This is a genomic window from Neorhizobium huautlense (assembly GCF_002968575.1).
Classification (GTDB): Bacteria; Pseudomonadota; Alphaproteobacteria; order Rhizobiales; family Rhizobiaceae; genus Neorhizobium; species Neorhizobium huautlense.
Genome location: NZ_PVBM01000023.1, coordinates 22,561 through 48,569, shown reverse-complemented (window position 1 = coordinate 48,569; position 26,009 = coordinate 22,561). Strand labels below are relative to the sequence as shown.

25 protein-coding genes are annotated in these 26,009 nt (G+C 61.1%); 12 read left to right on the top strand and 13 right to left on the bottom strand.

All coding sequences use genetic code 11. The annotated features are described in order from the left end of the window. Window positions 1–5: 5 nt before the first annotated feature. The 3 genes from C5L12_RS21475 to C5L12_RS21465 form a co-directional block, all read right to left on the bottom strand. Window positions 6–854 (bottom strand): TIGR01459 family HAD-type hydrolase, encoded by an 849-nt coding sequence (locus tag C5L12_RS21475; protein WP_105374103.1) that lies wholly within the window; start codon window positions 852–854, stop codon window positions 6–8. A 99-nt stretch (window positions 855–953) separates the two neighbouring features. Continuing rightward, window positions 954–2,315, bottom strand: coding sequence for a chromate efflux transporter (chrA, locus tag C5L12_RS21470; protein ID WP_425350818.1), 1,362 nt, complete (start codon window positions 2,313–2,315; stop codon window positions 954–956). Further along, window positions 2,299–3,117, bottom strand: a complete 819-nt coding sequence (locus C5L12_RS21465; RefSeq protein ID WP_105374101.1) for a chromate resistance protein ChrB domain-containing protein — start codon at window positions 3,115–3,117, stop codon at window positions 2,299–2,301. Before C5L12_RS21465 ends, chrA begins: the two co-directional genes overlap by 17 nt. A gap of 296 nt (window positions 3,118–3,413) precedes the next feature. Here C5L12_RS21465 and groES point away from each other — a divergent pair, with 296 nt between their 5' ends. The 3 genes from groES to C5L12_RS21450 all read left to right on the top strand — a co-directional run bounded on the left by groES (window position 3,414) and on the right by C5L12_RS21450 (window position 7,086). Continuing rightward, complete coding sequence (groES, locus tag C5L12_RS21460; RefSeq protein ID WP_004675403.1) at window positions 3,414–3,710, top strand: co-chaperone GroES; 297 nt, start codon at window positions 3,414–3,416, stop codon at window positions 3,708–3,710. Between the two features lie 55 nt (window positions 3,711–3,765). Beyond that, window positions 3,766–5,406 (top strand): chaperonin GroEL, encoded by a 1,641-nt coding sequence (groL, locus tag C5L12_RS21455; RefSeq protein ID WP_105374100.1) that lies wholly within the window; start codon window positions 3,766–3,768, stop codon window positions 5,404–5,406. A 138-nt stretch (window positions 5,407–5,544) separates the two neighbouring features. Beyond that, entirely contained in the window at window positions 5,545–7,086 is a 1,542-nt protein-coding gene (locus tag C5L12_RS21450; protein WP_105374099.1) for a cation:proton antiporter, read from the top strand. Between the two features lie 43 nt (window positions 7,087–7,129). Here the strand turns inward: C5L12_RS21450 and C5L12_RS21445 are convergent, their stop codons facing one another. After that, window positions 7,130–7,444, bottom strand: a complete 315-nt coding sequence (locus C5L12_RS21445; protein ID WP_105374098.1) for a hypothetical protein — start codon at window positions 7,442–7,444, stop codon at window positions 7,130–7,132. Between the two features lie 131 nt (window positions 7,445–7,575). After that, complete coding sequence (locus C5L12_RS21440; RefSeq protein ID WP_205839369.1) at window positions 7,576–8,622, bottom strand: GlxA family transcriptional regulator; 1,047 nt, start codon at window positions 8,620–8,622, stop codon at window positions 7,576–7,578. A gap of 128 nt (window positions 8,623–8,750) precedes the next feature. Here C5L12_RS21440 and C5L12_RS21435 point away from each other — a divergent pair, with 128 nt between their 5' ends. Next, the gene (locus C5L12_RS21435) at window positions 8,751–9,845 is read left to right on the top strand and encodes a class I SAM-dependent methyltransferase (RefSeq protein WP_105374096.1); all 1,095 of its coding nucleotides are present in this window, start codon (window positions 8,751–8,753) and stop codon (window positions 9,843–9,845) included. Window positions 9,846–10,001: 156 nt separating this feature from the next. Then, the gene (locus tag C5L12_RS21430; RefSeq protein WP_105374095.1) at window positions 10,002–10,451 is read left to right on the top strand and encodes a DoxX family protein; all 450 of its coding nucleotides are present in this window, start codon (window positions 10,002–10,004) and stop codon (window positions 10,449–10,451) included. Window positions 10,452–10,512: 61 nt separating this feature from the next. Here the strand turns inward: C5L12_RS21430 and C5L12_RS21425 are convergent, their stop codons facing one another. The 4 genes from C5L12_RS21425 to hisS all read right to left on the bottom strand — a co-directional run bounded on the left by C5L12_RS21425 (window position 10,513) and on the right by hisS (window position 14,484). Next, on the bottom strand, window positions 10,513–10,917 hold the full coding sequence (locus tag C5L12_RS21425; protein ID WP_105374094.1) for a GFA family protein: 405 nt from the start codon (window positions 10,915–10,917) through the stop codon (window positions 10,513–10,515). A 19-nt stretch (window positions 10,918–10,936) separates the two neighbouring features. Next, a complete protein-coding gene (gene hisG, locus C5L12_RS21420; protein ID WP_105374093.1) occupies window positions 10,937–11,635 on the bottom strand; it encodes an ATP phosphoribosyltransferase in 699 nt (232 codons plus the stop codon). After that, on the bottom strand, window positions 11,635–12,753 hold the full coding sequence (locus C5L12_RS21415) for an ATP phosphoribosyltransferase regulatory subunit (RefSeq protein ID WP_105374092.1): 1,119 nt from the start codon (window positions 12,751–12,753) through the stop codon (window positions 11,635–11,637). Before C5L12_RS21415 ends, hisG begins: the two co-directional genes overlap by 1 nt. A gap of 204 nt (window positions 12,754–12,957) precedes the next feature. Further along, window positions 12,958–14,484, bottom strand: a complete 1,527-nt coding sequence (gene hisS, locus C5L12_RS21410; RefSeq protein ID WP_105374150.1) for a histidine--tRNA ligase — start codon at window positions 14,482–14,484, stop codon at window positions 12,958–12,960. Between the two features lie 192 nt (window positions 14,485–14,676). On the opposite strand from hisS, the gene C5L12_RS21405 reads away from it, so the two are divergent. Next, window positions 14,677–15,381, top strand: coding sequence for an HAD family hydrolase (locus C5L12_RS21405; RefSeq protein WP_105374091.1), 705 nt, complete (start codon window positions 14,677–14,679; stop codon window positions 15,379–15,381). Here C5L12_RS21405 and C5L12_RS21400 read toward each other — a convergent pair. Further along, window positions 15,368–15,997 carry a DNA-3-methyladenine glycosylase I gene (locus C5L12_RS21400; protein ID WP_105374090.1) on the bottom strand — a complete coding sequence of 210 codons (630 nt, stop codon included), beginning with the start codon at window positions 15,995–15,997 and terminating at the stop codon, window positions 15,368–15,370. The genes C5L12_RS21405 and C5L12_RS21400 overlap by 14 nt on opposite strands. Window positions 15,998–16,220: 223 nt before the next feature. Here C5L12_RS21400 and C5L12_RS21395 point away from each other — a divergent pair, with 223 nt between their 5' ends. The 3 genes from C5L12_RS21395 to C5L12_RS21385 all read left to right on the top strand — a co-directional run bounded on the left by C5L12_RS21395 (window position 16,221) and on the right by C5L12_RS21385 (window position 18,718). Next, on the top strand, window positions 16,221–16,985 hold the full coding sequence (locus C5L12_RS21395) for a L,D-transpeptidase (protein WP_105374149.1): 765 nt from the start codon (window positions 16,221–16,223) through the stop codon (window positions 16,983–16,985). Window positions 16,986–17,130: 145 nt separating this feature from the next. Continuing rightward, window positions 17,131–17,823 (top strand): L,D-transpeptidase, encoded by a 693-nt coding sequence (locus C5L12_RS21390; protein ID WP_105374089.1) that lies wholly within the window; start codon window positions 17,131–17,133, stop codon window positions 17,821–17,823. 181 nt (window positions 17,824–18,004) lie between these two features. Further along, the gene (locus C5L12_RS21385) at window positions 18,005–18,718 is read left to right on the top strand and encodes an outer membrane protein (protein WP_105374148.1); all 714 of its coding nucleotides are present in this window, start codon (window positions 18,005–18,007) and stop codon (window positions 18,716–18,718) included. 55 nt (window positions 18,719–18,773) lie between these two features. Here C5L12_RS21385 and glcF read toward each other — a convergent pair whose 3' ends face one another. From glcF to C5L12_RS21370, 3 genes are read right to left on the bottom strand one after another with little or no spacing between them, the layout of a single operon-like run. Then, on the bottom strand, window positions 18,774–20,078 hold the full coding sequence (gene glcF / locus C5L12_RS21380; RefSeq protein WP_105374088.1) for a glycolate oxidase subunit GlcF: 1,305 nt from the start codon (window positions 20,076–20,078) through the stop codon (window positions 18,774–18,776). After that, on the bottom strand, window positions 20,078–21,283 hold the full coding sequence (gene glcE / locus C5L12_RS21375) for a glycolate oxidase subunit GlcE (RefSeq protein ID WP_105374087.1): 1,206 nt from the start codon (window positions 21,281–21,283) through the stop codon (window positions 20,078–20,080). The genes glcF and glcE overlap by 1 nt, the downstream gene beginning before the upstream one ends. Next, window positions 21,280–22,719 (bottom strand): FAD-linked oxidase C-terminal domain-containing protein, encoded by a 1,440-nt coding sequence (locus C5L12_RS21370; protein ID WP_105374086.1) that lies wholly within the window; start codon window positions 22,717–22,719, stop codon window positions 21,280–21,282. Before C5L12_RS21370 ends, glcE begins: the two co-directional genes overlap by 4 nt. Before the next feature lie 290 nt (window positions 22,720–23,009). Between C5L12_RS21370 and C5L12_RS21365 the strand changes: the two genes are divergently transcribed. The 3 genes from C5L12_RS21365 to C5L12_RS21355 all read left to right on the top strand — a co-directional run bounded on the left by C5L12_RS21365 (window position 23,010) and on the right by C5L12_RS21355 (window position 25,900). Beyond that, window positions 23,010–23,516 (top strand): NUDIX hydrolase, encoded by a 507-nt coding sequence (locus C5L12_RS21365; protein WP_105374085.1) that lies wholly within the window; start codon window positions 23,010–23,012, stop codon window positions 23,514–23,516. Between the two features lie 128 nt (window positions 23,517–23,644). Next, a complete protein-coding gene (locus tag C5L12_RS21360; RefSeq protein ID WP_105374084.1) occupies window positions 23,645–25,150 on the top strand; it encodes an inorganic phosphate transporter in 1,506 nt (501 codons plus the stop codon). Window positions 25,151–25,162: 12 nt separating this feature from the next. Further along, a complete protein-coding gene (locus C5L12_RS21355) occupies window positions 25,163–25,900 on the top strand; it encodes a 16S rRNA (uracil(1498)-N(3))-methyltransferase (RefSeq protein WP_105374083.1) in 738 nt (245 codons plus the stop codon). Window positions 25,901–26,009: the final 109 nt, after the last annotated feature.

Here is a 26,009-nt window from a genome sequence, read left to right as displayed (position 1 = left end):
CCGCTTCAGGCCAGGCGCGGCATCCAGTATTTCGGCGTCGCATTCTCGCGCTTGAGCCAAGCGTTCAAGATCGCCTCGTCCGTCTGACCGTTGATCGTGTATTCCGCCACATGGATGCCGCTGCTGATATAAAGAAGGTCGAGGCCATAGGCGAGAGCGCCGCGCACGTCGGTCGGCATGCCGTCACCGATCGCCAGAACCCGGCTCATCGGGAAATCGCCGCGCACCTCGCGGGCGGCAGCGAGCGTCGCTTCGTAGATCGGCCTGTGCGGCTTGCCGGCAACCCGGGTCTTGCCACCCAGTTCTTCGTAATAGGCGGCGACCGCTCCTGCGCAGGGAATGATGCGATGGCCGCGCTCGACCACCAGATCGGGATTGGCACAGATCAGAGGCACCTCGCGCTTGGCGAAGTCGGTCAGCATCTCGGTATAATCTTCCGGTACTTCCTCTTCGTCGTCGAAGAATCCTGTGCAGACGATGCAATCCGCCTGGTCTGCGGAAACGACTTCCACGCCGAGGCCGTCGAACAGGTTGAGATCGCGGTCCGGCCCGATCAGGAAGACTTTCTTCGGGCCATCGACGATCAGGTGCTGGGTCACGTCTCCGGATGTCACGATGCGGTCGTAGGTTTCATCCGGCACGCCGAGTGCGCGCATCTGCTGGATGACGCCGGGCGCCGGGCGCGGTGAATTGGTAATGAGGACAACGGTCGCCCCCGCTTCACGAGCTGCGGCGAGCGCCTTGCAGGAGTGCATGAACGGATCGACACCGTTGTGAACGACGCCCCAGACGTCGGAAAGAACCACATCGTAGTCGCCGATGACTTCGCTCAGATTCTGGATGCGCTTTGCCATGCCTGCTGCCTCGTGATTTTCGATTGGCGCTGATGTCGCAAAGCTTGCCCGCGAAGGCAAGGAGATTTGCGTCCCTCGCCGTTCGATTTCACCGCGGCGTCACAGGAGAGCCGGAAGCTTGAGCGTCAGACCGGCGAGAGCGCATATGGCCAACACAGGCACCATGCCAACCCTTATCCGGAACAAAAGAACCGCCGAAAGCAGGAAAAGCAGGAAGGCGGCCAGGTCAAGGCTCGTCCAGATAGGCCAGGAAACATGGAGGCCGGCCGCTGGCCAAAGCGAGATCTCGCCGACTTCGCGGAACAGCACATGCATGCCGAACCAGATGGCGAGATTAAGGATGACCCCCACCACAGCCGCCGTGATCGCCGAGAGGGCCGCTGAAAATGTCGCGTTGCCGCGGAGCCGCTCGATGAAGGGTGCCCCGGCAAAAATCCAGATGAAGCTCGGCACGAAGGTGGCCCAGGCAACCAGTAGGGCGCCGATGACACCGCCCGTGACGGCTCCCAGCCCGGCAGCCCCGCGGAAGCCGACAAGGAAGCCGACGAAAGAAAGCACTAATACCAGCGGCCCCGGCGTTGTTTCCGCCAGCGCCAGCCCGTCCAACATTTCGCCCGGCCTCAGCCAGCCGTAATCCTGGACTGCGACCTGCGCCACGTAGGCAAGCACCGCATAAGCCCCGCCGAAGGTGACCAGGGCCATCTTGGAGAAGAAAGTGAACATCGCCGACAGGGCCTCTGTACCGGAGACCAGCCAGAGGGCCAGAAGCGGAAGCTGCCAGACAGCGACCCAGAAGAAGAGCGTCGCGACCGCCTTCAAAGCCGGCGGGCGTTTTGGAAGATCGATGGGCGCGGCGGCTCCTGTCGGCCGGCTTCCGCCGGAACGGGCGGAGACGAAGCCGGCGATGCCCGCCAGCAGCACGACCAGCGGAAACGGAAGGCTGAAAAAGAACAGCGATATGAAAGCCAGAGCCGCAATGGCGACGAGGAACCGGCTCTTCAACGTCTTGCGGCCGAGCCGGATCACCGCTTCGACGACGATCGCCAGCACCGCCGCTTTCAGGCCATAGAAGAGGCCGGTCAGCCAGGTCGTGTCCTGGTAGAGCGAATAGGCAGTCGAAAGGCCAATGATGACTGCGAGGCCGGGAATGACGAACAGAAGCCCGGCGATGATGCCTCCGCGGGTACCATGCATCAACCAGCCGATATAAGTCGCCAGTTGCTGCGCTTCAGGCCCCGGCAGCAGCATGCAGTAATTCAGCGCGTGAAGAAACCGCTCCTCGGAAATCCAGCGCTTCTCATCCACCAAGATCCGGTGCATCAGACCTATCTGACCCGCGGGGCCACCAAAGCTCAATACTCCAATCTTGGCGAAAACCGCCGTCATCTCCCTAAGTCCGACAGGGCCGGAAACCTCTTCCTTCACCATCGCGTCCATTGCCGTGTCACTTCCGTCCGCCATGGGATACCCAATCATGTTTCTCGTCCGCCGCGTCGCGAGCCCAACGATAAAGTGCGTCATAGATGAGCATGCCCTGGTCCATCTGTTCCAGATCGCTGGAATACATCCGCGACAGGCCAAGCGATATCGCCAGGAGCCCCGCAGCCTGAGGCTCAAGGTCGGGCCGGTCCGTGTCGGCGCCTCGGACGATCCGAGCGAGGTGGCCGAGTGCGGGAAATGACAATCCGAACTCCTCGATCATGACATCGAAGCTGCAGAGTTCGCCGCGATGGCTCCAGAAGACGCCTTCGATATCGAAAGGCGTCGCGCCGAAGCGGTCGGCGACGGCCTCGACCTCTACGGCCGAGACGAATAGAAAAGTGGCGCCGGGATCAACAAAGCGGCGGATCAGCCAGGGACAGGCGATGCGGTCGATTTTCGGCCGGGCGCGCGTTACCCAGAGTGTCGCGCCGTCGGCCTTCCTGTCGGGGATCCTTTCCACAGGCAGGAGCGGCAGCCCGAGTTCCCGCCAGCTTTCGAAACCTCCCTCCAGAACCTCTGCCTCGGCGCCCGCAATACGCAGGAAGGCTGCAACGCCTTCGCTCAGCTTGCGGCCCTTCTGGCAGACGACCACAACCCATCGCCCGTTCAACGACGGAGCCCAATCGGCGACATCGTGGTGAGCCTTTTTGAGCGAAGCCGGCAGCAGGAAAGGGTTTTCGGCAAAGTCGTCCCGGTCGCGCACGTCGATAATCAGCGGCGCCTTGGGCGTGCCGATTAATCGTGCCAATTTCTCAGATGAGATAGCATTATAAGTCGCCATGGTCGTGCCCTCTAAGGTTCATATGTGATAGTCATATGAAGGACGCGAACTTCGGCATGGCGCCTCGTGGGGCACTCGCAAACCCCATATATCATTTAGACGAAATTGCTACTCCAAAGTCAAGTTTCAGCAATCGCCCGGCTCCTCGCGAAGCGCTGTTTTTTCTGTCCCTATCCTTGACTCTTCCGCTCGCCGAGCCTACATCCGCGGCGCTTAGCACTCCCTGGAGGTGAGTGCTAACATTCCAGCGGATCATCACGTGATCCGTCAATGTCATTTGATCGAGGGATTAGACAATGGCAAGCACCAATTTCCGCCCCCTGCACGATCGCGTCGTCGTTCGTCGCGTCGAGTCTGAAGAAAAGACCAAGGGCGGCATCATCATTCCTGATACCGCCAAGGAAAAGCCGCAGGAAGGCGAAATCGTCGCCGTCGGTTCTGGCGCCCGCGATGAATCCGGCAAGGTCGTCGCTCTCGACGTCAAGGCTGGCGACCGCGTTCTCTTCGGCAAGTGGTCCGGCACCGAAGTCAAGATCAATGGCGAAGACCTTCTGATCATGAAGGAAGCCGACATCATGGGCATCATCGGCTGATAAGCCGCCTGTCCTTACCGAAATTCGCTGACACCCCTTTTCAGGAGTTCTCAAAATGGCAGCTAAAGAAGTCAAATTCGGCCGCACCGCACGTGAAAAGATGCTGCGTGGCGTCGACATTCTCGCTGACGCAGTCAAGGTAACGCTCGGCCCTAAGGGTCGTAACGTCGTTATCGACAAGTCCTTCGGTGCGCCGCGCATCACCAAGGACGGCGTCTCCGTCGCCAAGGAAATCGAACTGGAAGACAAGTTCGAAAACATGGGCGCCCAGATGGTCCGCGAAGTCGCTTCGAAGACCAACGACATCGCCGGCGACGGCACCACCACCGCTACCGTTCTCGCCCAGGCTATCGTTCGCGAAGGCAACAAGGCCGTCGCAGCCGGCATGAACCCGATGGACCTGAAGCGCGGCATCGATCTCGCCGTAGCCGAAGTCGTCAAGGATCTCCAGGCCAAGGCCAAGAAGATCAACACTTCGGAAGAAGTTGCCCAGGTCGGCACGATCTCCGCAAACGGCGAGCGCCAGATCGGCCTCGACATTGCTGAAGCCATGCAGAAGGTCGGCAACGAAGGCGTCATCACGGTTGAAGAAGCCAAGACCGCCGAAACCGAACTCGAAGTCGTCGAAGGCATGCAGTTCGACCGCGGCTACCTGTCGCCCTACTTCGTGACCAACCCGGAAAAGATGGTTGCCGATCTCGATGACGCTTACATTCTCCTTCACGAGAAGAAGCTCTCGAACCTGCAGGCCATGCTCCCGGTTCTCGAAGCCGTCGTTCAGACCGGCAAGCCGCTCCTGATCATCGCTGAAGACGTCGAAGGCGAGGCACTTGCTACCCTCGTCGTCAACAAGCTGCGCGGTGGCCTGAAGATTGCTGCCGTCAAGGCTCCGGGCTTCGGCGACCGCCGCAAGGCCATGCTGGAAGACATCGCCATCCTCACGGGCGGCACTGTCATCTCCGAAGACCTCGGCATCAAGCTCGAGAATGTCACCCTCGACATGCTCGGCCGCTCCAAGAAGGTCTCGATCTCCAAGGAAAACACCACGATCGTCGACGGTGCCGGCGCCAAGTCCGACATCGAAGGCCGCGTCAACCAGATCAAGGCGCAGATCGAGGAAACCACTTCGGATTACGATCGTGAGAAGCTCCAGGAGCGCCTCGCCAAGCTCGCTGGCGGCGTTGCCGTCATCCGCGTCGGCGGTTCGACCGAAGTCGAAGTGAAGGAAAAGAAGGACCGCATCGACGACGCTCTCAACGCGACCCGCGCTGCCGTTCAGGAAGGCATCGTTCCGGGCGGCGGTATCGCCCTGCTGCGCTCCTCCGTCAAGATCACGTCCAAGGGCGCTAATGACGACCAGGAAGCCGGCATCAACATCGTCCGCAAGGCATTGCAGTCGCTGGTTCGCCAGATCGCTGACAACGCTGGTGACGAAGCTTCGATCGTCGTCGGCAAGGTTCTCGACAAGAACGAAGACAACTACGGCTACAACGCACAGACCGGCGAATATGGCGACATGATCGCCATGGGTATCGTCGATCCGCTGAAGGTCGTCCGCACGGCTCTGCAGAATGCTGCTTCGGTTGCTTCGCTGCTGATCACCACGGAAGCCATGATCGCCGAGCTGCCGAAGAAGGACGCTCCGGCCGGCATGCCTGGCGGCATGGGCGGAATGGGCGGAATGGACATGATGTGAGGCTGATGCCTCGCATCTGAGCCATCTGGTTCAGTCAGGAAGGGCGGTTTTCGGACCGCCCTTTTCTTTGCTCTGATCCATCAAAAACGAGGCTAAACCAACGCTGACAAAAGCCGCGACGGGAACTACAGTCGCCGCATGAGTTTCTTTGAGAGCCTGCTTGTCCTCTTGCTTGTCGCGGTCGTGCTGTTGCAGGTCTCGCGACGACTTTCCGTGCCCTATCCGTCCATGCTCGCGCTGGCGGGTGCGGCGGTCGCGCTTTTGCCGGGCATGCCTTACATTTCGCTGGAGCCTGCGACGGCTCTTGCTCTCTTCATTGCGCCGGCGCTGCTCGACGCCGCTTTCGATTTTCCGGTCAGGATCGCGCGCCGCTTCTGGTTGCCGCTCCTCGTCTTCGCGATCGGGGGCGTAGCCGTCACCGCCGCTGCCGTTGCCTTTGCCGGCTGGGCCCTCGCCGGCCTGCCCCTGGCTGCGGCGCTCGTTCTCGGTGCGATCGTCGCACCGCCCGATGCGGCGGCTGCAACGGCGGTTCTGTCGTCTATGGCCATTCCGCGCAGCACCGACACCGTGCTTCGGGGCGAGAGCCTCTTCAATGATGCCGCGGCACTGCTGATATTCGATGCGGCCTTGGCGGTTCAATCCGCAGGCAGCCTCGATGCGCCCGTCGCCCTGCATCTCACCCTCGCGGTGCCGGGCGGCCTCCTGCTCGGCATTGTCGCCGCATGGCTGTCCCGTCATCTTTACCGGCTGGTCAGCGGCACGCTCGGCGGCAATCTCCTGCAATTCGTCCAGACTTTCCTGCTCTGGATCATCGCCGCGCGACTGGCGTTTTCGGCGGTGCTTGCCATCGTCGCTTTCGCAATGATGCTGGCCCGTAGCGACGGGACACGATCTTCGGCGCGCATGCGTGTCCAATCCTACGCCGTCTGGAGCGCGGCGGTCTTCGTGCTCAACGTCATGGCCTTTCTTTTGATGGGCATGCAGGTGCGTGGTATCCTCGACAGCATGTCGGCCGATCGCCTCGGAGAAGCCCTCCACTTCGCGCTGCTGACCGTGATTGTCGTTGTGCTGGTCCGCTTCGTCATCTGTATCGGCTTTAACCGCCTACGCGCCTGGTATGCACGCAGCCACGGCAGGCCGGAACCCGCGACGCTGAACCAGGCGCTGCTTGCGGGGTGGTGCGGCATGCGAGGGCTCGTCACGCTTGCAACTGCCTTCGCCTTGCCAGCAGACTTTCCGCAACGCGACATGGTGGTCCTGACGGCTTTTGCCGTCGTTCTCGCAACCCTCGTGGTTCAGGGACTGACATTGGCGCCCGTCATCCGCTTACTCGGCCTCGATCGCCGAGCTGAAGGCAGAGGCGAACTCGCGACGCGGCGACGCGAGATTGCGGCCGCCGGTCTTGTCCCTCTTGAAGGACTACAGGAACCGGAAGCCGGATTGCTGCGCGCCAAGTTCCAGATCGAACAGCAGGCAATCGCCAACGCGGCCGGCGCCGCTTCTTTGGAAACCTATCGCCGGCTGGCGTTAATGGCGATCGCCGCCCAGCGCGATGAACTCGACCGGCTGCGGGTGGCGCATCAGGTCAATGTCGATGAATACAATCTTTTGCTTGAAGAGATCGACTGGCGCGAGCTTTCGGTCCTGCCGGAAGAGGCCCGCCGCATCGAAGAAATTTGACCGCCCGACCCAGGCCGGGCAGTCAGCGGGCTTGACCAGCACCCTAGTAGAGATCCCGCCCATTGTTGGACTTGCGGTAGATATTGCGAGAGGCCCTATCCTGCATACGCTCGATCCGCTGCCGCTCCCGATAGGAGACGTAGCCGTCACGGGAAGCCCGCCACTGCGCCCGGTCGATCCGCTGCTGCTGGCGGGAGAGATTGCGCAGCTCCTGCGGTGTCAGTTCGCCGCGCGCCATGCCGCGATAGATGCGATACTCCTGACGGTATTCCCGTCCCTCGCTGCGGTAGGTCTGGGCCAGGCCCGGGACGCTCGAGGCGACCAGAATGGCAAGAGCACTGACGATGATCTTCTTCATCACATACCTCCTTTCGGGGAAAATTTGCTTCGAAAACAGCTGCATCCTGATGATCCAACGATGAACCAAGGCTGAAGGTTGCGTTCAGGAAGACTGGGAAGATGTGACGCCGGAAGCTTGCCGGTTCGGAATCAGGCTAACCGTTCGCGCCTCGATGCCCGAAGCTCCGGCGGCGGCATGCTTCGCCTGCGATAGTCCGACGGAGTGAGGCCAACCAATTTGCGGAACAGTCTGCGGAAGCTCGCCGGCTCTACATAGCCCACCTCGGCCGCAACATTGTCGAGCGACATATCGGAGGTTTCGAGCATCTGCTTTGCCTCCTCCATACGAAGCGTCTGGATATATTCAAGCGGAGACTGGCCGGTCGCGGCGCGGAAACGTCTCAGGAAACTGCGCTCCGTCAGACCGCTCCGTGCCGCCATTTCTGCCACCGGATTCGGACGCGGGTAATTTTCGGCCGCCCAAATCTGCGCGGCGGCGATCAATTGGTCTTCGTGCTGGCGCCCCACGGTGAGGGAGGCGAAAGGCAATTGCCCTTCGCTGTGCCATTGCAACAAAAAGATCTTCGCAATGCGCCGCGCCTCCTCAGAGCTGACGAAACGGCCGATCAGATAAAGGAGGAGGTCGTGCCACGACGATGCGCCACCGGCGCTGATGATACGGTGGCCCTCGCCTGCGGGAATGAGGATACGCTCACGCCGCACGCGGACCTTTGGATAGCGGGCGGACATCTGGCTCGCGTAACCCCAGTGGGTGGCGGCGTCCTTCCCGTCCAGCAGGCCGGCTTCCGCGAGGAGCAGCGAGCCGGAACAGACCGAACAGATGATAGCTCCCGTCTGATAAGCGGCGCGGATCCAGTCCACCACCGCATGGTAGGAATTGGGATAGGGCTGAGTGAGATCGACAATGATATCCGGTACGATGACGATATCGGGTGCGGGTCGATCGCTCAAAGCACCGTGCGGAGTGACGGTCACGCCGTTCGGTCCAAGAAAGGGCTCGCCATCGAGCGACAGCATCATCGGCGAGAATGCGGGCGGCAGCGGTGTACGGCCGTGCAGCAATTGCCAGTCCCGACCGACCGATGAGAGAACGTCCACCATCATGATCATGCCGGTGGCCGTCATCTCCGGAAGGCTCACGATCACCGTCTCGATCGGTTTTTGTCCCGAATCCATGTCCCGCATGTCCGTTCTGGATCGCTTCCGCCTGAAACGAACCTATCAGACACCCTTCTCTCCGCATAGAGATCGCAATCAGGCGGACGTCGAAAGCAGGCCCGTCCAATCAACTCGGGAGAGAGACCATGACCACCAACACCGCACTCGCGGAAACGCAAAACACATTCAATGAAGCCAAGGCGGAAGCCTTTGCCGGGCAGATGATCGACGCGCTCAACAGCGCCTCGCTCGTGCTCATGACCTCGATCGGCCACCGTACCGGCCTCTTCGACGTTCTTGCCGGCACGCCGTCCACCACGGTCGCCAATCTTGCCCAGAAGGCAAACCTGGCCGAGCGCTATGTGCGCGAATGGCTCTCTGTGCTGGCCACCACAGGCGTTGTAGACTATGAACCGGCCACGAAAACCTTCACACTTCCGGCGGAACATTCCGCCTTTCTGACCCGGGCAGCAACACCGAACAACATTGCCGTCGAGGCACAATTTCTTGGCGTTGCCTTCGAAGTGGAAGAGGAAATCATTCAGCGCTTCCGCGACGGCAAGGGCCTGCACTACCATCACTATGGGCGTTTTCACGAGGTGATGGCGGAATCGAGCCACCAATCCGTCGTCTGCTCGCTCAACGAACACATCCTGCCGCTCATCCCTGGCATTCTTGCCAGATTGAGGAGTGGTATCCTGGTGGCGGACGTCGGCTGCGGCCAGGGCCTGGCGCTTCTAAAGCTCGCCGAGGCGTTTCCGGCCAGTCGTTTCATTGGCTACGACTTATGCACGGACGCCTTCCAGCAGGCTCAGAAGACGGCGATCGAGAAGAAGCTGACCAATCTCACCTTCGTAGAAAAAGATCTTTCGACGGCAACATCTCTCGGCACCTACGACCTGATACTTGCCTTCGACGCCGTGCACGACCAGAAAGACCCTCAAGGCCTGCTCGATACGGTGCGGAACTCGCTTGCCGAGGACGGAGTGTTCCTGATGCAGGACATAGGCGGGTCCAGCTATCTTGAAAAAAACACGGACGTGCCGCTTGCTCCCTTCCTCTATATGATGTCGACCATGCACTGCACTCCGGTTTCGCTCGGCCAAGGCGGAGCCGGGCTCGGTACGATGTGGGGCGTGGAAATGGCGGAAGGGATGTTGAAGAAGGCCGGTTTTTCAACAATCGATCTGAACCGGCTGCCCCATGATATCGTCAATGCCTATTTCATCGCCCGGCCATGAAAGGGAGACAAGAGCGCGCGGTCGCTCTTGTCGTTCACTCTCCGTAGACAAAGCGTCTATGATTGTTCATCTTCCGGACACGATCAAAAAAGGGCAAATAACCGGTCAGCAAATTCAAACCGTCTGTCGACCACAGACCACTGATCGGAGATCGAAATGTCCGCCACTTCTACCAATTCCCTGCTTCTCGTCAGCCGCCTCCTCCTGTCCGGCATGTTCGTCATGTCCGGCTTCCAGAAGCTCGTCGATCCGTCCGGCACGGCCGGCATGATCACCGGCGCCGGCCTTCCCGCCGCCACTTTGCTCGCCTATGCCGCGGGCGTCTTCGAACTTGTTGCAGGTCTTGCAGTGCTGACCGGCTTCCAGACCCGCATCGCGGCGCTGCTACTGGCCGGCTTTTCACTCTTTACCGGACTGGTCTTCCATTCTGGCGCCATCGCCATCCCCGGCTTTCCGGATGCCGCAAACGGCCTGCTCAGCCTCTTCAATAGCCTGATGATGATGAAGAACATCACGATTGCAGGCGGCTTCCTGGCACTCGCCGCTTTCGGCGCCGGCGCCTACTCGATCGACGCCCGCCGCGGTTCTGTCGCAATCGCTGCCTAAGCTTTGCGAGTTCCCTGCCTTTGACTTGATCCGCCGGACATCCGTCCGGCGGATTTTTTTGTTAATCCGTCTCGCGCGCCGGCAATTCTGCCAGCTCGGAGAGCCACGGTGCAGCCGAACGGCACCAGACCTGGCGCTGGGGCTTCAGTTCCATCCGTTGATCGATGTTTCCCCAGCGGATCCCCCAGATTTTTGCGGCCTCCCCCTCACCGTTGACGAAAAGTTGCGAGCCGCATTCCGGACAGAAATACTGGAGGCGGCCCCGGCCGCTTTCGGCCGTCTTGCGATATTGCTTCGGGGGATTGCCGGTGAGTTTGAAGTCGCCTTCCGGCACGACGGCGGTGACCCGGAAGGGCGAGCCCGTGAGCTGCTGGCAGTCGGTGCAGTGGCAGATGGAGACCCTTTGCGGGTCAAGTTCGGCTTCGTAGGTCACATGCCCGCAATGGCATCTGCCGGTGATATGCATCGATCTTTCTCCTCATCAATCAGAGGGCCGCGCGCACTGCCTCCATGATCCTTGAAACCCTCGGGTCATCATCGTGCGCCGCCTTGCGCGCCCGCACCAGGCAGGCTTCGGATTTCAGGATCACCCCGTCCGACAGGATCTTCAAGTGGTTTGCCCTGAGCGTCGAGCCGGTCGAGGTGATATCAACGATGATATCCGCCTGCCCCGCAGCCGGCGCGCCCTCCGTGGCGCCCAGGCTTTCGACGATGCGGTAAAGCTGGATGCCATGCTGCGACGAGAAGAATTGCTGCGTCAGCCGCCAGTATTTCGTGGCAATCTGCAGCCGCCTGCCGTGGCGGGCGCGGAAATCGGCGGCCACATCGCCAAGATCGGCCATGGTTTCCACATCGAGCCAGATTTCAGGCACCGCGACCACGACATCCGCCTGGCCGAAGCCGAGGCGGGCGCAGAATTCTACCTTCTGGTCGGCGCCGACCATGCCCTCGCGAACGAGGTCTTCTCCCGTGACGCCGAAGTCGACTGCGCCGTTGGCAAGCTCGCGGGCGATCTCCGAGGCCGACAGATAGGTGATTTCGACACTCTCGATGCCGTCGATCCGTCCCCGGTAAGACCGGTCGTTGCCGACTGCAGAAATGCCGAGGCCGGCCCGTTCGAAGATCGCCGCGGTGTCTTCCTTGATGCGGCCCTTAGACGGCAGGGCAATCGTAAGGACGCTCATTATTTTGCCCTCGCCGCTTCAATTCTATCGAGCCAGAGCGAAAAGCCGACGGCCGGGATTCGTTCCTTCGCTCCGAGCAGGGTCAGCAGCCGGTCGAAACGGCCGCCCCCGGCGAGCACCGCAGATGAACCACTTACCGTTACCTCGAAGACGAGGCCGGTGTAGTAGTCGAGCGGCCGGCCAAAGGCAGCGCGATAGGTCATGGCGGAAACATCGGCTCCGGCATTGGCAAGCGCTGCCAGCCGCGCGTCGAAGAGCGCGATCGCTGGCCCGAGCTTCAGATCCGCGGCGTCGGCAAACCCGGCCAGAGCCGCCGGAGCCTCCGCCAGCGGAAGCCGCAGTGTCAGGAATTCCCGCAGCAGCAACAGCGCGCCACCATCGAGCCGTGTTTCGGCAAGCTCCAGTTTCTCCTTCAGCCGTCTTGCGATCTCGGCCGGCGACCGGCTCGCATTGGTCGAATAGCCGGTCTCCTGCATCGTGCGGTCGATCCGTGCGATGAGCTCGGCCTCGTCGCCGGACGCGACGAGTTCCGCCACCTCCTGATCGAGCCCCGTTACCGGCTGCGGTCGGGCAAGCCGATCCAGCAGAGCCTCCAAATGCACCATGTCCCCGAAGGCGTGGATCAGCCGCTTCTGCCAGCCGAGCGGCAGGCCGAGCGCCCGGACGACCGCCTCGAACACGGCCTGGTCACCGAGCGTCAGCTCCAGCTTCCCGCCGGGCAGGAGCGCCCCCAGAATGCCTGTCGCATCGATGATGGCACGCGCGTCGGCACGGGCGATGTCCTTGTCGCCGAGGTCTTCAATGCCGGCCTGGTAGAATTCATGCGCGCCCTCGCGGCGCTGGCGGAACACCTCGCCGAGATAGGAATAACGCTTCGGCGTGCCGGTTGCGGTCTCGATGTGGCGCAGGCAGACCGGAATGGTGAATTCCGGACGCAGGCAGAGATTGGCGCCGGTTTCACTTTCGGTCAGAAAAATGCGCCGGCGCAGATCCTCGCCCGCCATGTCGAGGAACGGTTCGGCCGGCTGGATAACCGGCGTATTGACCCGCTCGGTACGGCGGGCGGCGAATTCATTGAGGAGGTCCGTCGAGAAATCGGGCATGTCGATCAGGGGCATGGGGCTGCTCCCGCTGTGCCACGAAGCCCCCCTCTGCCCTGCCGGGCATCTCCCCCTTGGGTGGGAAGATCACAAGCCGCACGACCGCCGCTTCCAAAGCGACGCTGCGGAGATCGGGACGTCAGAGAGGAAATGAGAAGCTGGCCTCCAGCCAATCCCCCCCCTTGAGGGGGAGATGTCCGGTAGGACAGAGGGGGGTAAGCCTTACGCATTGCCCGCCCTTTTCCGATCCTCCGCCTGGGCTGCCAGGATTTCCTTCACCTTGGTGACGAGATCGGCCTCGGCAACGGTATCCTGCGCCACCCGCGCCTCCCGCCAGGTGGCATTGTCCTCGATCTCGCCGGAAAGCCGCTTGCCTTCGATCAGGTCCTTCAACTGCACAACGCCCTGCGCCCGTTCGTCGCCGCCCTGGATGATGGCGATCGGGCAACCGCGGCGATCGGCATATTTCAGCTGGTTGCCGAATTTCTTCCAGTTGCCCTGATACATTTCGGCACGAATGCCTTCGTTGCGCAACATCTGCGTGAAGCGCTGGTAGCGGCCCATGCTCTCGACATCGCCGTCCATGACGGTGACGAGAACCGGCGCGAGAACTTCGTCCTGGCCGAGCTTGCCAAGGTTTTTGAGCGCCGTCATCAGGCGCGAGACACCGATCGAAAAACCCGTCGCCGGCACCGGCTGGCCCATGAACCGCGATACCAGGCCATCATACCGCCCACCGCCGCCGACCGAACCGAAGACGACCTTTTCCCCTTTTTCATTGGTGACGTCGAAGAGGAGCTCGGCTTCGAAGACGGGGCCGGTGTAATATTCGAGGCCGCGGACGACGGAAGGATCGATCTTGATGCGGTCGTCGGTATAGCCAGCCCCCAGGCATAAGCCTTGGATGACATTCAATTCATCCATACCAACCCACGCCAAATCAGCTCCGCCGGATTGGAAGAGATTCTTAAGTGTTGCGCTCCAGTCAACCGCAGACGCACCTTCGATGAACTTAGTGACGAAGGCGATCTGCTCAGCATCGAGTCCGGCACCCTTGGTGAAGTCACCGCTCTCATCCTTGCGGCCCGGTCCAAGCAGCAATTTCACGCCATCGACGCCAAACTTGTCGAGCTTGTCGATGGCCCGCAACACGCTGAGCCGCCGACCCGCATTCTCATCGCCACCAAGCCCGATGGCCTCCATCACACCATCCAGAACCTTACGGTTGTTCACCCGGATCACATAATCACCGCGTTTGATGCCGAGCGCTTCCATCGTGTCGGCCATCATCATGCACATCTCGGCATCGGCCTGGACGCCTGGGGCGCCGACGGTATCGGCGTCGAACTGCATGAACTGGCGGAAACGGCCGGGACCCGGCTTCTCGTTGCGGAAGACGTAACCGGCGCGATAGGTGCGGAACGGCAGCTGGATCTCGTTGAAATTTTCCGCGACGTGGCGGGCGAGCGGCGCGGTCAGGTCGTAGCGCAGGCTCATCCACTGGTCGTCGTCATCCTGCAGCGAAAAGACGCCCTCGTTCGGGCGGTCGCTGTCCGGCAGGAACTTTCCGAGCGCGTCCGTATATTCGAATAGCGGCGTCTCGACCGGGTCGAAGCCGTAGCGCTCGTAGACCTCGCGGATTTTTGCGATCATCTCGTTGGTGGCATGGATATCGGCAGCGGAACGATCGACGAAGCCGCGCGGCAGGCGGGCCCTCAATTTCTGCGGTTTCTTTTGCTTGTCGCTCATGATCGGATTCCATTGCCTGCGGCCTGAAGAGGCCGGATTTGTGTGCGGTTTCTTAGAGGATAGAGGCCGGAGCGGCAAGGGCAGCGGCGGGCGAAGAATCGTTGCGGGCGGCATGACAATCCATCTCTGGCGGCGTCCCCGCTTGTCCGCCGTTCCGCGATCCTCCATATGAACGGTTGGAGGAAGTTTGACATGCGCCCGATTACTGCGATCGGTTTCGATGCCGACGATACGCTCTGGCAGAACGAGCAATATTACCGTCTGACGGAAGAGCATTTCCAGACACTGCTCGGGGATTATGCCGAAGGTACGCATATTGCAGAGCGCCTGCTGGAAGCCGAAAAGCGCAATCTTGCCCACTATGGTTTCGGCATCAAAGGCTTCACCCTGTCGATGATCGAGACGGCAATCGAGATCACCGACGGTAAGGTGCCGAGCAAGACGATCGGCCAGATTCTCGATATCGGCCGCGACCTTCTTCGCCACCCTGTGGAAACCCTGCCGCATGTCGAAGAGACATTGGAGGCCCTCAACGGCGAATATCTTCTGGTGCTGATTACCAAGGGCGATCTCTTCGACCAGGAGCGGAAGCTGGCGCAATCAGGGTTGGGCGACTATTTCGACGCGATCGAGATCGTCAGCGACAAGAGCGCCACGGTCTATCGGCGCATCTTCTCGAAACTGGCCGACGGCCCCGAACGGGCCATGATGGTCGGCAATTCCCTGAAGTCCGATATCGTCCCTGCAATAGCCGCTGGAAGCTACGGCGTCTTTGTGCCGCATGCGCTCACCTGGGTCCTGGAGCATGTGGACGCGCCGACCGACGCGCCGCGCTTTCGTCAGATCGAGAATCTCGGCGACCTGCACCAGGTTCTGCTCGAGATCACGGGCGTTTGAACCTCAACCGCAATTCATCGACCTCCTGTCGGCAAAAACAACCGTCGAGATGATCGTTGACGAGACCCATCGCCTGCATGAAGGCGTAGACCGTGGTCGGGCCGACGAAGGTCCAGCCCCTTTTCTTCAAAGTCTTGGAGAGCAGCACCGAGACCGGCGTGGTCGGATTGGCGCGCAGCGTCGCCAGATCCATCATTTCCGGACGCTCATGTGTTCCCGGCTCGAAGCTCCAGAAGAATTTTGCCAAAGATCCGAATTCGTCCCGCAATTCCCGTGCCCGGGCGGCATTGTTGATGGTGGAGACGATCTTGCCGGGATGGCGGATGATGCCGGTGTCGCCCAGCAGGCGGGCGACATCCTCTTCTCCGAACTCGGCCACCTTGTCGAAGTCGAAACCGGCAAAGGCGGCGCGAAAATTCTCGCGCTTGCGCAGGATCGTCAGCCAGGACAGTCCCGACTGGAACCCTTCGAGACAGATCTTCTCGAAAAGCCTAAAGTCATCCGTCACAGGCCGGCCCCATTCCTCGTCATGATAACGACGATAGTCCTCCAGGCCGCCGTGCCAGAAGCAGCGCCCCTTGCCATCATCACCGATGATGATTCCTGCCTTTTCCATCCCAAACCCCGATTCTTAACAGCGTTTGCCGCCCCTTTAGCACTGGTCAACCATGTTTCAAAACCGAGCGGTAACCCTGCCAAAAGGTTTATAGGCAAGATGCGTTTTCGTGTTCCACCCGTTTACCATTCGCTTTCACCTCGCGCTCACCATGCCGTCAACACGCGTGCCGCCCTCGTCTTGGGATGGCGCCCGTCGGTGATTGTAACGAGTGGATCCGACCATGACGAAAACCCTGTTTCTGGCGCTTGGCCTTGCGGCCGCCTTTTCCAGCGCCGCCCTCGCAAACGACCGCTACCGCGAACGCCCGCCGGTCATCGTCAGCCCAGACCTTGCCGCTCCTTGGGTGATGCAGCTTGCCGGGCCGAATGCCCGGCCGGTCGTTTATCCCCGGCAGGTCGCTCAGCCTCGTGTCATCTACCGTCAGCGCGAATACCAGCAGCCACGCGCGGTCCAGCGACGCGGCATCTTCGGAGAGAGCCGGGTGGAGCCCGCTGCAGTCCGGCCGACCAGGCCGGTCCGTAGCCAGATCGAACCGCAGTTCCTGCCTCAGACGGTGGCCTACGATACTTCGGAAAGGCCGGGCACCATCATCATCGACACCAATAACCGCTTCCTCTATCTGGTAATGGGCGATGGCCAAGCCCGCCGCTACGGAGTGGGCGTCGGCAAACCGGGCTTCGAATGGGCCGGCGAACATCGGATCACCCGCAAGGCGGAATGGCCGAACTGGACGCCTCCGAAGGAAATGATCGCCCGCGAAGCCGCCAAGGGCCACTACCTGCCGGCGCGCATGGACGGCGGGCCGGAAAATCCACTCGGCGCCCGCGCCATGTATCTCGGCTCGACGCTTTACCGCATTCACGGCACCAACGCTCCCTGGACGATCGGCAGCGCGGTGTCTTCCGGCTGCATCCGCATGCGCAACGAAGACGTGGTGGATCTCTACGAGCGGGTAAATATCGGCGCAAAAGTCGTGGTCATGTGATCCGTTTACTTCAATGTGAGGCGGCGGCGACACAGTCCCGCCGTCTTTTGACCTTCACATCTTCTTTATTAGCCATGTACAGTCTTGCTTTGCCGCCGGAGTCAGCTAGCTTCCCGCCATTCTGAAATTGAGAAGGACTGCGGGAATGAGGAGAGGCATGACCGTCGCGATGGCCATGGGGATGGCTGGCGCGATATTTCTGACGGCCGGAAACGCAGGCGCGTTCACCACGGCCGCATCGCAAATCGAACGTCCGGCAAGCGACGTCACACTTGTGGCCCAGCCCCGGGAAGTACCCGAGAAATACAAGCGCCGCATGGTGCGTTTCTCGACGAGCGAAAAGCCCGGCACGATCATCGTCGATACCGACAACAAGTTCCTCTACTACATCGAAGGCCCGAACCGTGCGACGCGCTACGGTATCGGCGTCGGTCGCGAGGGCTTCGGCTGGTCCGGCATCGTCAATGTCGGCCGCAAGGAGGAATGGCCGTCCTGGAGGCCGCCGGCGGAAATGCGCGCGCGCGAAGCCCGCAACGGCCGTATCCTGCCGGTCGTACAGGAAGGCGGCATCGACAATCCGCTCGGTGCCCGGGCGCTCTATCTCTATAAGGGCGGGCGCGACACCATCTTCCGCATCCACGGCACCAACCAGCCCTGGACAATCGGTCTCAACATGTCGTCCGGCTGCATCCGCATGATGAACAAGGACGTCGAGCACCTTTACGCCCGTGCCGGCATCGGCTCCAAAGTGGTTGTCATTGGCCCCGGCAACCGTCATGGCAAGGTCGATTACAAGGACCGCGGCATCGATATTTTCGGCACGATCTTCGGCGGATGAGAAGACCATTCCAAATGACAAAAAGGGCGGCGGGAGCTGCCCTTTTTGCCGGTTTACAGTTCATTAACCATAATCGATCTAGCTTCGTAGGCGACTGGTGCAAAAAAGGCACAGACCGGCGCGGCATCCGCGGCTAATGTGCGCTGCAAAAGCCAATATCCTTTTTCTGCAGGCTGATTCCATGCGCAAGCTTCTTTCTCTTTCCTTGATTTCCACGGCGCTTGCCGCCGGTATTGCATTCACCTCCGCCCATGCCGCCGATCCCACCCAGGCAGAAGCGCCTTATGTCGCTCCGGTCGAGACGGGCGGATGGGAAATCTCCGCTTACGGCGGCTACCAGGTTTCGCCCCACTCGGACATCGAGGTTTCCGACCAGCCCGATTTCACGGCCGGCTGGGATACCAAGCCGTTCCAGATGCCGCCTTACTGGGGTATCCGCGGCACCTATTGGTTTGACGGCGGTGCGCTCTCGAACTGGGGTATCTCGCTCGACTATACCCACGCAAAGGTCTACGCGGACGACGACACCCTGGCTGATGCCGGCTGGTCGCATTTCGAGTTCACCGACGGCATCAACCTGCTGACGTTGAACGCGCTCTACAAGTTCCCGATCGAAGGCAGCAAGTTCACGCCTTACGTCGGTGCCGGTGTCGGTATCAACGTTCCACATGTGGAAGTCACCCGCGCCTCAGGCCGCACATTCGACTATCAGTTCGGCGGCGCGACCCTGCAGGCGCAAGCCGGCGTGAAGTACCAATTCACCGACAACTGGTCGGTCTTTGCCGAATACAAGGGCAATTATTCCTGGGTCGACGTGGACATCGACAGCGGCGCTTCGCTGAAGACCAACATCCTCACCCATGCCGTCAACTTCGGTGTGTCCTACAAGTTCTGAGGCGTTAAACCCTCTCACAAAAAAGCCGGCGTCACCGCCGGCTTTTTTGTGCCTCTCACCTGGCAGAAAGCTTTTGCGGCTGAGGACCGCCATAGGCCCAATCAAGCAACTCCACGGTGTGGAGGATGGGGATGGCGGTGCCCGTGGCGATCTGGGTGATGCAGCCAATATTCCCTGTCGCGATCACATCCGGCTTGGTCGCCTCGATATTCCTGACCTTGCGAGCCTTGAGTTGGCCGGAAATCTCCGGCTGCAGGATGTTGTAGGTCCCTGCGGAGCCACAGCAGAGATGCCCTTCAGCCGGATCGCGGACGGTGAAGCCGGCCACCTTCAACAGGTTCTTCGGCGCAAGCGTGATCTTCTGGCCGTGCTGCATTGAACAGGCCGAGTGATAGGCAACGTTGAGGCGTTTCGGCTCCAGCTTCGGCAGATCGAGAACCGATAGATATTCGGTGATATCCTTGGCAAGCGCCGAGACCTTTGCCGCCTTTTCCGCATAGGCCGGATCGAGGCGCAACATGTGCCCATAGTCCTTGATGGTGGTGCCGCAGCCCGATGCGGTGATGATGATGGCATCGAGGCCGCCGTTGTCGATCTCACGGATCCAGACATCGACATTGCGGCGGGCAAAATCCAGCGCCGGCTCCTCGCGGCCCATGTGATGCACCAGCGCGCCACAACAGCCCTCGCCCTCAGGCACGACGACTTCAATGCCCAGCCGAGACAGGAGTCGCAACGTTGCTTCGTTGATGCCGGGATCCAGCACCGGCTGGGCGCAGCCGGACAGGATCGCCACCCGGCCCCGCCTTTCGGCTTGCGGCGCGCGCGTACCGGGCGTTGCCGCGTCTGAAGGCCTAGCGATGGATGCCGGGGCAAGATCCAGCATGGCGCCGAGGGGCTTCAACGCCGGGACCCGCTTCAGGATCGGAACGAAGGGGCGACCGAGCTTTGCGAACACGACGGCGGCGCGGAAGCGCGCCGGATAGGGTAGCACGGCCGCAAGCAGGCCGCGGATCAGCCGATCCATCAACGGGCGCCGATAGGTCTTCTCGATATGAATGCGGGCGTGGTCGACCAGGTGCATATAGTCCACGCCTGAAGGACAGGTGGTTACGCAGGCCAGACAGGAAAGACAGCGGTCGATATGGGTGACGACTTCCTCGTCCGCGGGGCGACCATTCTCCAGCATGTCCTTGATGAGATAGATGCGGCCGCGCGGGCTGTCGAGTTCGTTGCCGAGCGTGACGTAGGTCGGACAGGTCGCGGTGCAGAAGCCGCAATGCACGCAGCGACGCAGGATCTTTTCCGATTCGGCCACATGCGGATCGGCAAGCTGTTCAAGTGTGAAGTTGGTCTGCATCAGAGGGCTCCCGCCATCTTGCCCGGGCTGAAGATGCCGGCGGGATCGAGTTTCTGCTTCACGCGCGCCGAGAGCGCCGCTACCGCGTCGGGCTGAGGTTCAAAGGCCGGCGTCACTGCTCGCACCTGTTCCGATGCCCGCATGAGCGTCGCATGGCCACCACCAAGCGCCTTGATGTAACGGCGCAGCAGCTCGGCCTCCGGATCGGCCTCCATGCGCATCCAGATCAGGCCGCCCTGCCAGTCATAGAAGGCATCGACGCCTGCTTCGAGGCGAAGAGCGGCGACCAGCTGATGGCCGATCGACGGCGCGACGGAAACGCGCCACAAGGGTTTCTGAGTGCCGTCGGCATAGGGATGGACGTCGCGGATCTCCCGCCAGAGAGTGACGCTCTTATCCTGGCCTAACCGGGAGACCGGGCCAAAGGCTTTCATGACGGCTGCAAGCTTTTCCGCCCGTACCGCCACCGAAGCGGCAAGCCCTTCGAGACGCAGCACGGTCGCTTCCCCTTCCGGGAGAGCGCCGCCGACAAAGCGGCCCTTGACCGTTTGAGGCAGATGCGCCGCGCCCGATACCTCAACCGGCAGCGAAAGCGCCGATGCCATGGCCCGGGCCGCCGCCGCGTCGTCCAATCCGGAGATGACGATCGTCTCAATCGATTGCGGCACCGGCAGCACCCGGAAGGTCACCTCCGTCAAGAAGCCTAGTGTCCCGTGCGAGCCTGCCAGCAACTTAACCAGATCCAGACCCGTCACATTCTTCATGACCCTGCCGCCGGCGCGAATCACCTGCCCTTGGCCATTGACGAAGCGGATGCCGAGCAGGCTGTCGCGCGCAGCCCCTGCTACGAACCGCCGGGGACCGGAGACGTTCGCGGCAAAGACGCCGCCGATCGTTGGCTCGCCGGACGTGCCCATGATGCCGCGGTGATCCATTGGCTCGAAGGCCATCATCTGCCTGTTCGCGGCAAGTGCCGCTTCAATTTCGGCGACCGGCGTGCCGGCTCTTGCGGTCATCACCATTTCGGCGGGCTCGTAGTCGACGATACCGGAGAGCCCGCGGGAGCTCATTGCTTCCGCCCCCTCGACGGGATTGCCGAAACCCACGCGACTATTGCCGCCGCAGAGTGAGAGCCTCGTCCCTTGGGCGGCTGCGTTGCGGATCACGTAAGCTGCGTCCGTCTCGGTATGCGGTATCAACGTCATGCAGCGGGCCGTCCGTCGAGCGGGAAAACCTTGGAGGGATTGAGGATCCAGCCCTCATCGAATGCCGAACGCACCGCCATCTGCTGGGCGAGATCGGCATCCGAATACTGATGCCGCATCAGGTCGCGCTTCTCAATTCCGACGCCGTGCTCACCGGTAAGGCAGCCGCCCGCATCGACGCAAAGCTTGAGGATCTCATTGCCCGCCGCTTCGGCCTTGGCAGCGTCTTCCGGATCGTTCGCGTTGAACAGGATCAGCGGATGCATGTTGCCGTCGCCCGCGTGGAAGACATTGGCAACCCGCAGGCCGAAGCTGTCGGTAATCTCGGAAGTCTTCTTCAGCACGTAGGAAAGCTTGCCGAGCGGCACCGTACCATCCATGCAGATATAGTCGGCAATCCGGCCGGTCGCCCCGAAGGCGGATTTACGCCCCTTCCAGATCAGCGCTGCCTCGGCCGCGGATTGGCTTTCGCGGACGGTTTTCACTCCGTGGCGGCGGGCGATCTCGACGACGCTTGCCAATGTCGCTTCCATTTCCGCCTCGGAACCTTCGACCTCGACGATCAGGAGAGCGCCGACATCGAGGGGATAACCCGCATGGGCAAAGGCCTCGCAGATTTCGATCGCCGGCTTGTCCATGAATTCGATCGCGACCGGAATGACGCCTGAGCCGATGATATCGGTCACGCACGCGCCGGCCTCTTCCGAGGTTTCAAAGCCGAAGAGCACCGGGCGCGCGCCTTCCGGCTTGGCGATTAGCCTGACCGTGGCCTCGGTGACAATCCCCAACTGGCCTTCCGAGCCGCAGACAAGGCCAAGCAGATCGTAACCCGCACTGTCCAGGTGCTTGCCACCGAGATCGACGACCGTGCCGTCGACCAGCACCATCTTGACGCCGAGCAGGTTGTTGGTCGTGACACCGTATTTCAGACAGTGTGCACCGCCGGAGTTCATGCCGATATTGCCGCCGATCGTGCAGGCGAGCTGCGAACTCGGGTCCGGTGCGTAGAAGAAGCCGTCGACGCCGACCGCCTCGGAGATATTGAGGTTCGTGACGCCGGCCTGAACCGTCGCCGTGCGGTTGGCATAGTCTACCTCCAGGATGCGCGACATCTTGGAAAGACCGAGCACGATCGCGTCTTCTTGCGGGATCGCGCCGCCGGAAAGCGAAGTGCCCGCGCCACGCGGCACGACAGGAACGCCGTAGCGATGACAATATTTCATGACCGCTGCCACCTGGGCCGTCGTTTTCGGCAGCACCACAGCCAGCGGCAGACGCCGATAGGAGATAAAGGCGTCCGTCTCGAAAGGGACAAGTTCGCGCGCTTCATGAATGACACATTCCGCCGGCAGAAGATCCGTCAGGTCGGCAATGATTGCCGTCCGCCGCGAAAGGACCGCAGGCCGGGGCGGCAAAAACTCTATCGCTTCGGACACCGCAACCTCCCTATATGCCAAAGCCGGCAGTTCCTCGTCATCCGTATTCCACGATCCCGTTACCGCTTCAACGTCCTTGTCGCATTTAGGCGATACCGATTCGCGATACCACAATTGTTGAACAGGTGTGCAAACTACGTATTGACCTGAAACCAAGCCGGGTCACAATTGTTATAGCTCCTGCGAGCTCGTCCAGCCTGATTCTCTAAAAAATGGTTGTGGATGGCTCGTTAAGCTTCACGCAATTCCCATATTAGTAAAATACGAATCACTCGGAGGTACGGCAGAAATTGGGCTTCATGGATCGGGTAAGCAGCAATCTTCGGTTGATGTTGCAGCGGCCACCGCGGCAGCAATACGCAGCGCTGTGTTATCGGTTCAAGAAGAAGCAGGGCCTGCTCGAAGTTCTGGTCGCCACCAGCCGCGACACCGGCCGGTGGGTCATTCCCAAAGGCTGGCCGATGACCGGCAAGAAGGCCCATCAGGTTGCTGAACGCGAGGCCTTCGAAGAAGTCGGCGTCAAAGGTCAGGTCGAGAAGGAGCCCTTGGGCTTTTACCACTACCGCAAGATGCTCGATAACGGCCTGAAGATCCCGGTTCGGGTGCAAGTGCATGCGCTGGAAGTCACCGACTGCCTAAAGAGCTTCCCTGAAAAGGGCTCCCGGACACTGGAATGGGTATCGTGCGAGGAAGCGGCCCTGCGGGTCAACGAACCGGAGTTGAAAATCCTGTTCCTCCAATTCGCGGAGAGAATGCAGCCGCATATTCCCCCACAACCGACCAAGGCTGCGAGCTGATCACTTTGCAATTCGGCAACATTGCCATCGCAACTTTCTGCGACTAAGCGACAAGCCACGATTTTCGCCGCAGGACGGGAAATGGCCGGACGCCATCCTCCGCTTGCTTTTCATTCAGGGACGGAGACATGGGCCAAAAACGGCCGCGCCTGGCGAAGCCGACGCTGGACAAGGACTTGGAGAAATTCTCTTCCGTGGAGGAAGCAGCACGGCAGATGTCGCGCCGGTTTGCGGCGCCGGGAACGGCGGTTCTCTTCATTGTCCTGGTCGGCATCTTCGCAGCGTCCTATGTGACCGGACAACCCGGCACCTTCCTCGTCATCGCCGCTTCCGGGCTCGCCGCCTATATGGCGATGAATATCGGCGCCAATGACGTAACCAACAATATCGGCGCGGCTGTCGGCGCGCGGGCCATGACGATGACTTTCGGCCTCGGGCTTGCCGCGGTTTTCGAGGTTGCGGGCGCGGTCATTGCCGGCCGAGGCGTCGCCAACACCATTGCCAACGGCATCATGCAGGGCGGCATGATGGTCAGCGCGGACATATTTGTCTGGGCGATGATGGCGGCACTGCTTGCCGCAGCCATCCTCATCAATGTCGCGACCTGGTCCGGCGCACCAATCTCCACCACCCATTCCATCGTCGGCGGGGTGATGGGTGCCGGAATAGCGACCGCAGGCCTTTCCACCATCAAGTGGGGGACGATCGCCGGCATCACCGTAAGCTGGGTCTTTTCGCCGATCCTTGGTGCGGTCATCGCGGCAGCCTTCCTCGCCCTCATAAAGGAAACCATCATTTATCAGGCGGACAAGATCGCCTCGGCGAAGAAGTGGGTGCCGGTACTCATCGGCGTCATGACCGGGGCTTTCGCGGGCTTCCTCTCTCTGGTCGGGCTGGGGCAGCTCGTGGATGTGTCGGTGCCAGTCGCGACGTCGATCACGCTTGCGACCGGCTTCATCGCGTGGCGGCTTCTTATCCCAATCATCGCAAGGCAGGCGGAAGGGCTTGAAAATCGCAACCAGTCGCTCCGCAAGCTGTTCCGCATTCCGCTCGTTTTCTCAGCTGCCCTGCTCTCGTTCGCGCACGGCGCCAATGACGTCTCGAACGCCATCGGACCACTCGCGGCTATCGTTTCGGTGGCACAGCAAGGTGCTGCCGCGAATATCCATGTGCCGTTCTGGGAGCTGGTCATCGGGGGCCTCGGGATTTCGCTCGGGCTGCTGCTCTACGGCCCGAAACTCGTAAGGGTCGTGGGCGCCGAAATTACCAAGCTGAACCCGATGCGGGCCTATTGCGTGTCGCTCTCCACCGCGCTGACGGTAATTGTTGCTTCCTGGCTGGGCCTGCCAGTTTCCTCGACGCATATCGCGGTCGGAGCGGTGTTCGGAGTCGGCTTCTTCCGCGAATGGTACACCAGCCACTCAAAGCGCCGCTACGAATACATGCGCATTCGGGCCGGCAAGGAGCTCGACGTGGACGAGCCCTTCGAACGCAACGACGACGAGTTGAAACGACGCTATCTGGTACGCCGTTCGCATTTTCTCAGCATCATCGCCGCCTGGTTGATCACGCTGCCGGCCGCTGCCGCTCTTGCAGCACTGATCGCAACGGCTATGTTCGCCCTGTTCGTCTGACACGGGATATCCATGCGCGCCAATTTCCGGATGCAGAGACTGTTCATCGACGCGCCGCTTGCCCTCGGACAGCGGCATGAGGTCTCCGCAGAACAGTTCAACTACCTCGCCAATGTATTGCGGCTGACGGAAGGAGCGGAAATCCTGGCCTTCAATGGTCGAGACGGCGAATGGAGGGTGAAAGTCACCTTCCCCAGCCGCAAGAAGATCGCGCTTGAAGCGGCTGAACAGACCCGGCCACAACCGGCGGCATCCGATCTCCATTACCTCTTCGCACCATTGAAGGTCGGGAGGCTCGATTACCTGGTCCAGAAGGCGGTGGAAATGGGCGCAGGGCTCCTGCAGCCGGTCATGACCCAGCATGTGCAGGGCAAGATCACCAGCCTGGAACGGCTTCAAGCGAACGTCATCGAGGCGGCCGAGCAGTGCGGCATATTGTCGGTGCCGGAGGTCGTGCCGCCGAAGAAGCTCGGCGACCTCTTGGATCAATGGCCCGAGGATCGCCGCATCATCTTCTGTGATGAAGGAGATGAGGGCCAAAATCCCTTGCCGGTGCTTTCGGCTGTCCAAGAGAAGAAACTGGCGCTTTTGATCGGTCCGGAGGGCGGGTTTTCCGAAGAAGAAAGGCGCAGCTTGCGCGAACGCCCCTTCGTCACGGCCATCCCGCTCGGCCCGCGGATTCTCAGGGCGGACACGGCAGCAGTCGCCGCCCTGGCGGTCATCCAGGCGACGATCGGCGACTGGCGGTAACGAGGATTGCGCGGTTGACACACTGGCTGTGAAATTCTGAAGCTATCTTGAAAGAAATTCACTTGCACCGCACATCAATCCGGTTCAATCAGCCGGACATTCGTCCAGA

Coding starts and splice junctions, on each gene's coding strand:
- C5L12_RS21475 (WP_105374103.1), bottom strand. CDS start 854: ATGGCAAAGCGCATCCAGAATCTGAGCGAAGTCATCGGCGACTACGAT.
- chrA (WP_425350818.1), bottom strand. CDS start 2,315: ATGGCGGACGGAAGTGACACGGCAATGGACGCGATGGTGAAGGAAGAG.
- C5L12_RS21465 (WP_105374101.1), bottom strand. CDS start 3,117: ATGGCGACTTATAATGCTATCTCATCTGAGAAATTGGCACGATTAATC.
- groES (WP_004675403.1), top strand. CDS start 3,414: ATGGCAAGCACCAATTTCCGCCCCCTGCACGATCGCGTCGTCGTTCGT.
- groL (WP_105374100.1), top strand. CDS start 3,766: ATGGCAGCTAAAGAAGTCAAATTCGGCCGCACCGCACGTGAAAAGATG.
- C5L12_RS21450 (WP_105374099.1), top strand. CDS start 5,545: ATGAGTTTCTTTGAGAGCCTGCTTGTCCTCTTGCTTGTCGCGGTCGTG.
- C5L12_RS21445 (WP_105374098.1), bottom strand. CDS start 7,444: ATGAAGAAGATCATCGTCAGTGCTCTTGCCATTCTGGTCGCCTCGAGC.
- C5L12_RS21440 (WP_205839369.1), bottom strand. CDS start 8,622: ATGGATTCGGGACAAAAACCGATCGAGACGGTGATCGTGAGCCTTCCG.
- C5L12_RS21435 (WP_105374096.1), top strand. CDS start 8,751: ATGACCACCAACACCGCACTCGCGGAAACGCAAAACACATTCAATGAA.
- C5L12_RS21430 (WP_105374095.1), top strand. CDS start 10,002: ATGTCCGCCACTTCTACCAATTCCCTGCTTCTCGTCAGCCGCCTCCTC.
- C5L12_RS21425 (WP_105374094.1), bottom strand. CDS start 10,917: ATGCATATCACCGGCAGATGCCATTGCGGGCATGTGACCTACGAAGCC.
- hisG (WP_105374093.1), bottom strand. CDS start 11,635: ATGAGCGTCCTTACGATTGCCCTGCCGTCTAAGGGCCGCATCAAGGAA.
- C5L12_RS21415 (WP_105374092.1), bottom strand. CDS start 12,753: ATGCCCCTGATCGACATGCCCGATTTCTCGACGGACCTCCTCAATGAA.
- hisS (WP_105374150.1), bottom strand. CDS start 14,484: ATGAGCGACAAGCAAAAGAAACCGCAGAAATTGAGGGCCCGCCTGCCG.
- C5L12_RS21405 (WP_105374091.1), top strand. CDS start 14,677: ATGCGCCCGATTACTGCGATCGGTTTCGATGCCGACGATACGCTCTGG.
- C5L12_RS21400 (WP_105374090.1), bottom strand. CDS start 15,997: ATGGAAAAGGCAGGAATCATCATCGGTGATGATGGCAAGGGGCGCTGC.
- C5L12_RS21395 (WP_105374149.1), top strand. CDS start 16,221: ATGACGAAAACCCTGTTTCTGGCGCTTGGCCTTGCGGCCGCCTTTTCC.
- C5L12_RS21390 (WP_105374089.1), top strand. CDS start 17,131: ATGAGGAGAGGCATGACCGTCGCGATGGCCATGGGGATGGCTGGCGCG.
- C5L12_RS21385 (WP_105374148.1), top strand. CDS start 18,005: ATGCGCAAGCTTCTTTCTCTTTCCTTGATTTCCACGGCGCTTGCCGCC.
- glcF (WP_105374088.1), bottom strand. CDS start 20,078: ATGCAGACCAACTTCACACTTGAACAGCTTGCCGATCCGCATGTGGCC.
- glcE (WP_105374087.1), bottom strand. CDS start 21,283: ATGACGTTGATACCGCATACCGAGACGGACGCAGCTTACGTGATCCGC.
- C5L12_RS21360 (WP_105374084.1), top strand. CDS start 23,645: ATGGGCCAAAAACGGCCGCGCCTGGCGAAGCCGACGCTGGACAAGGAC.
- C5L12_RS21355 (WP_105374083.1), top strand. CDS start 25,163: ATGCGCGCCAATTTCCGGATGCAGAGACTGTTCATCGACGCGCCGCTT.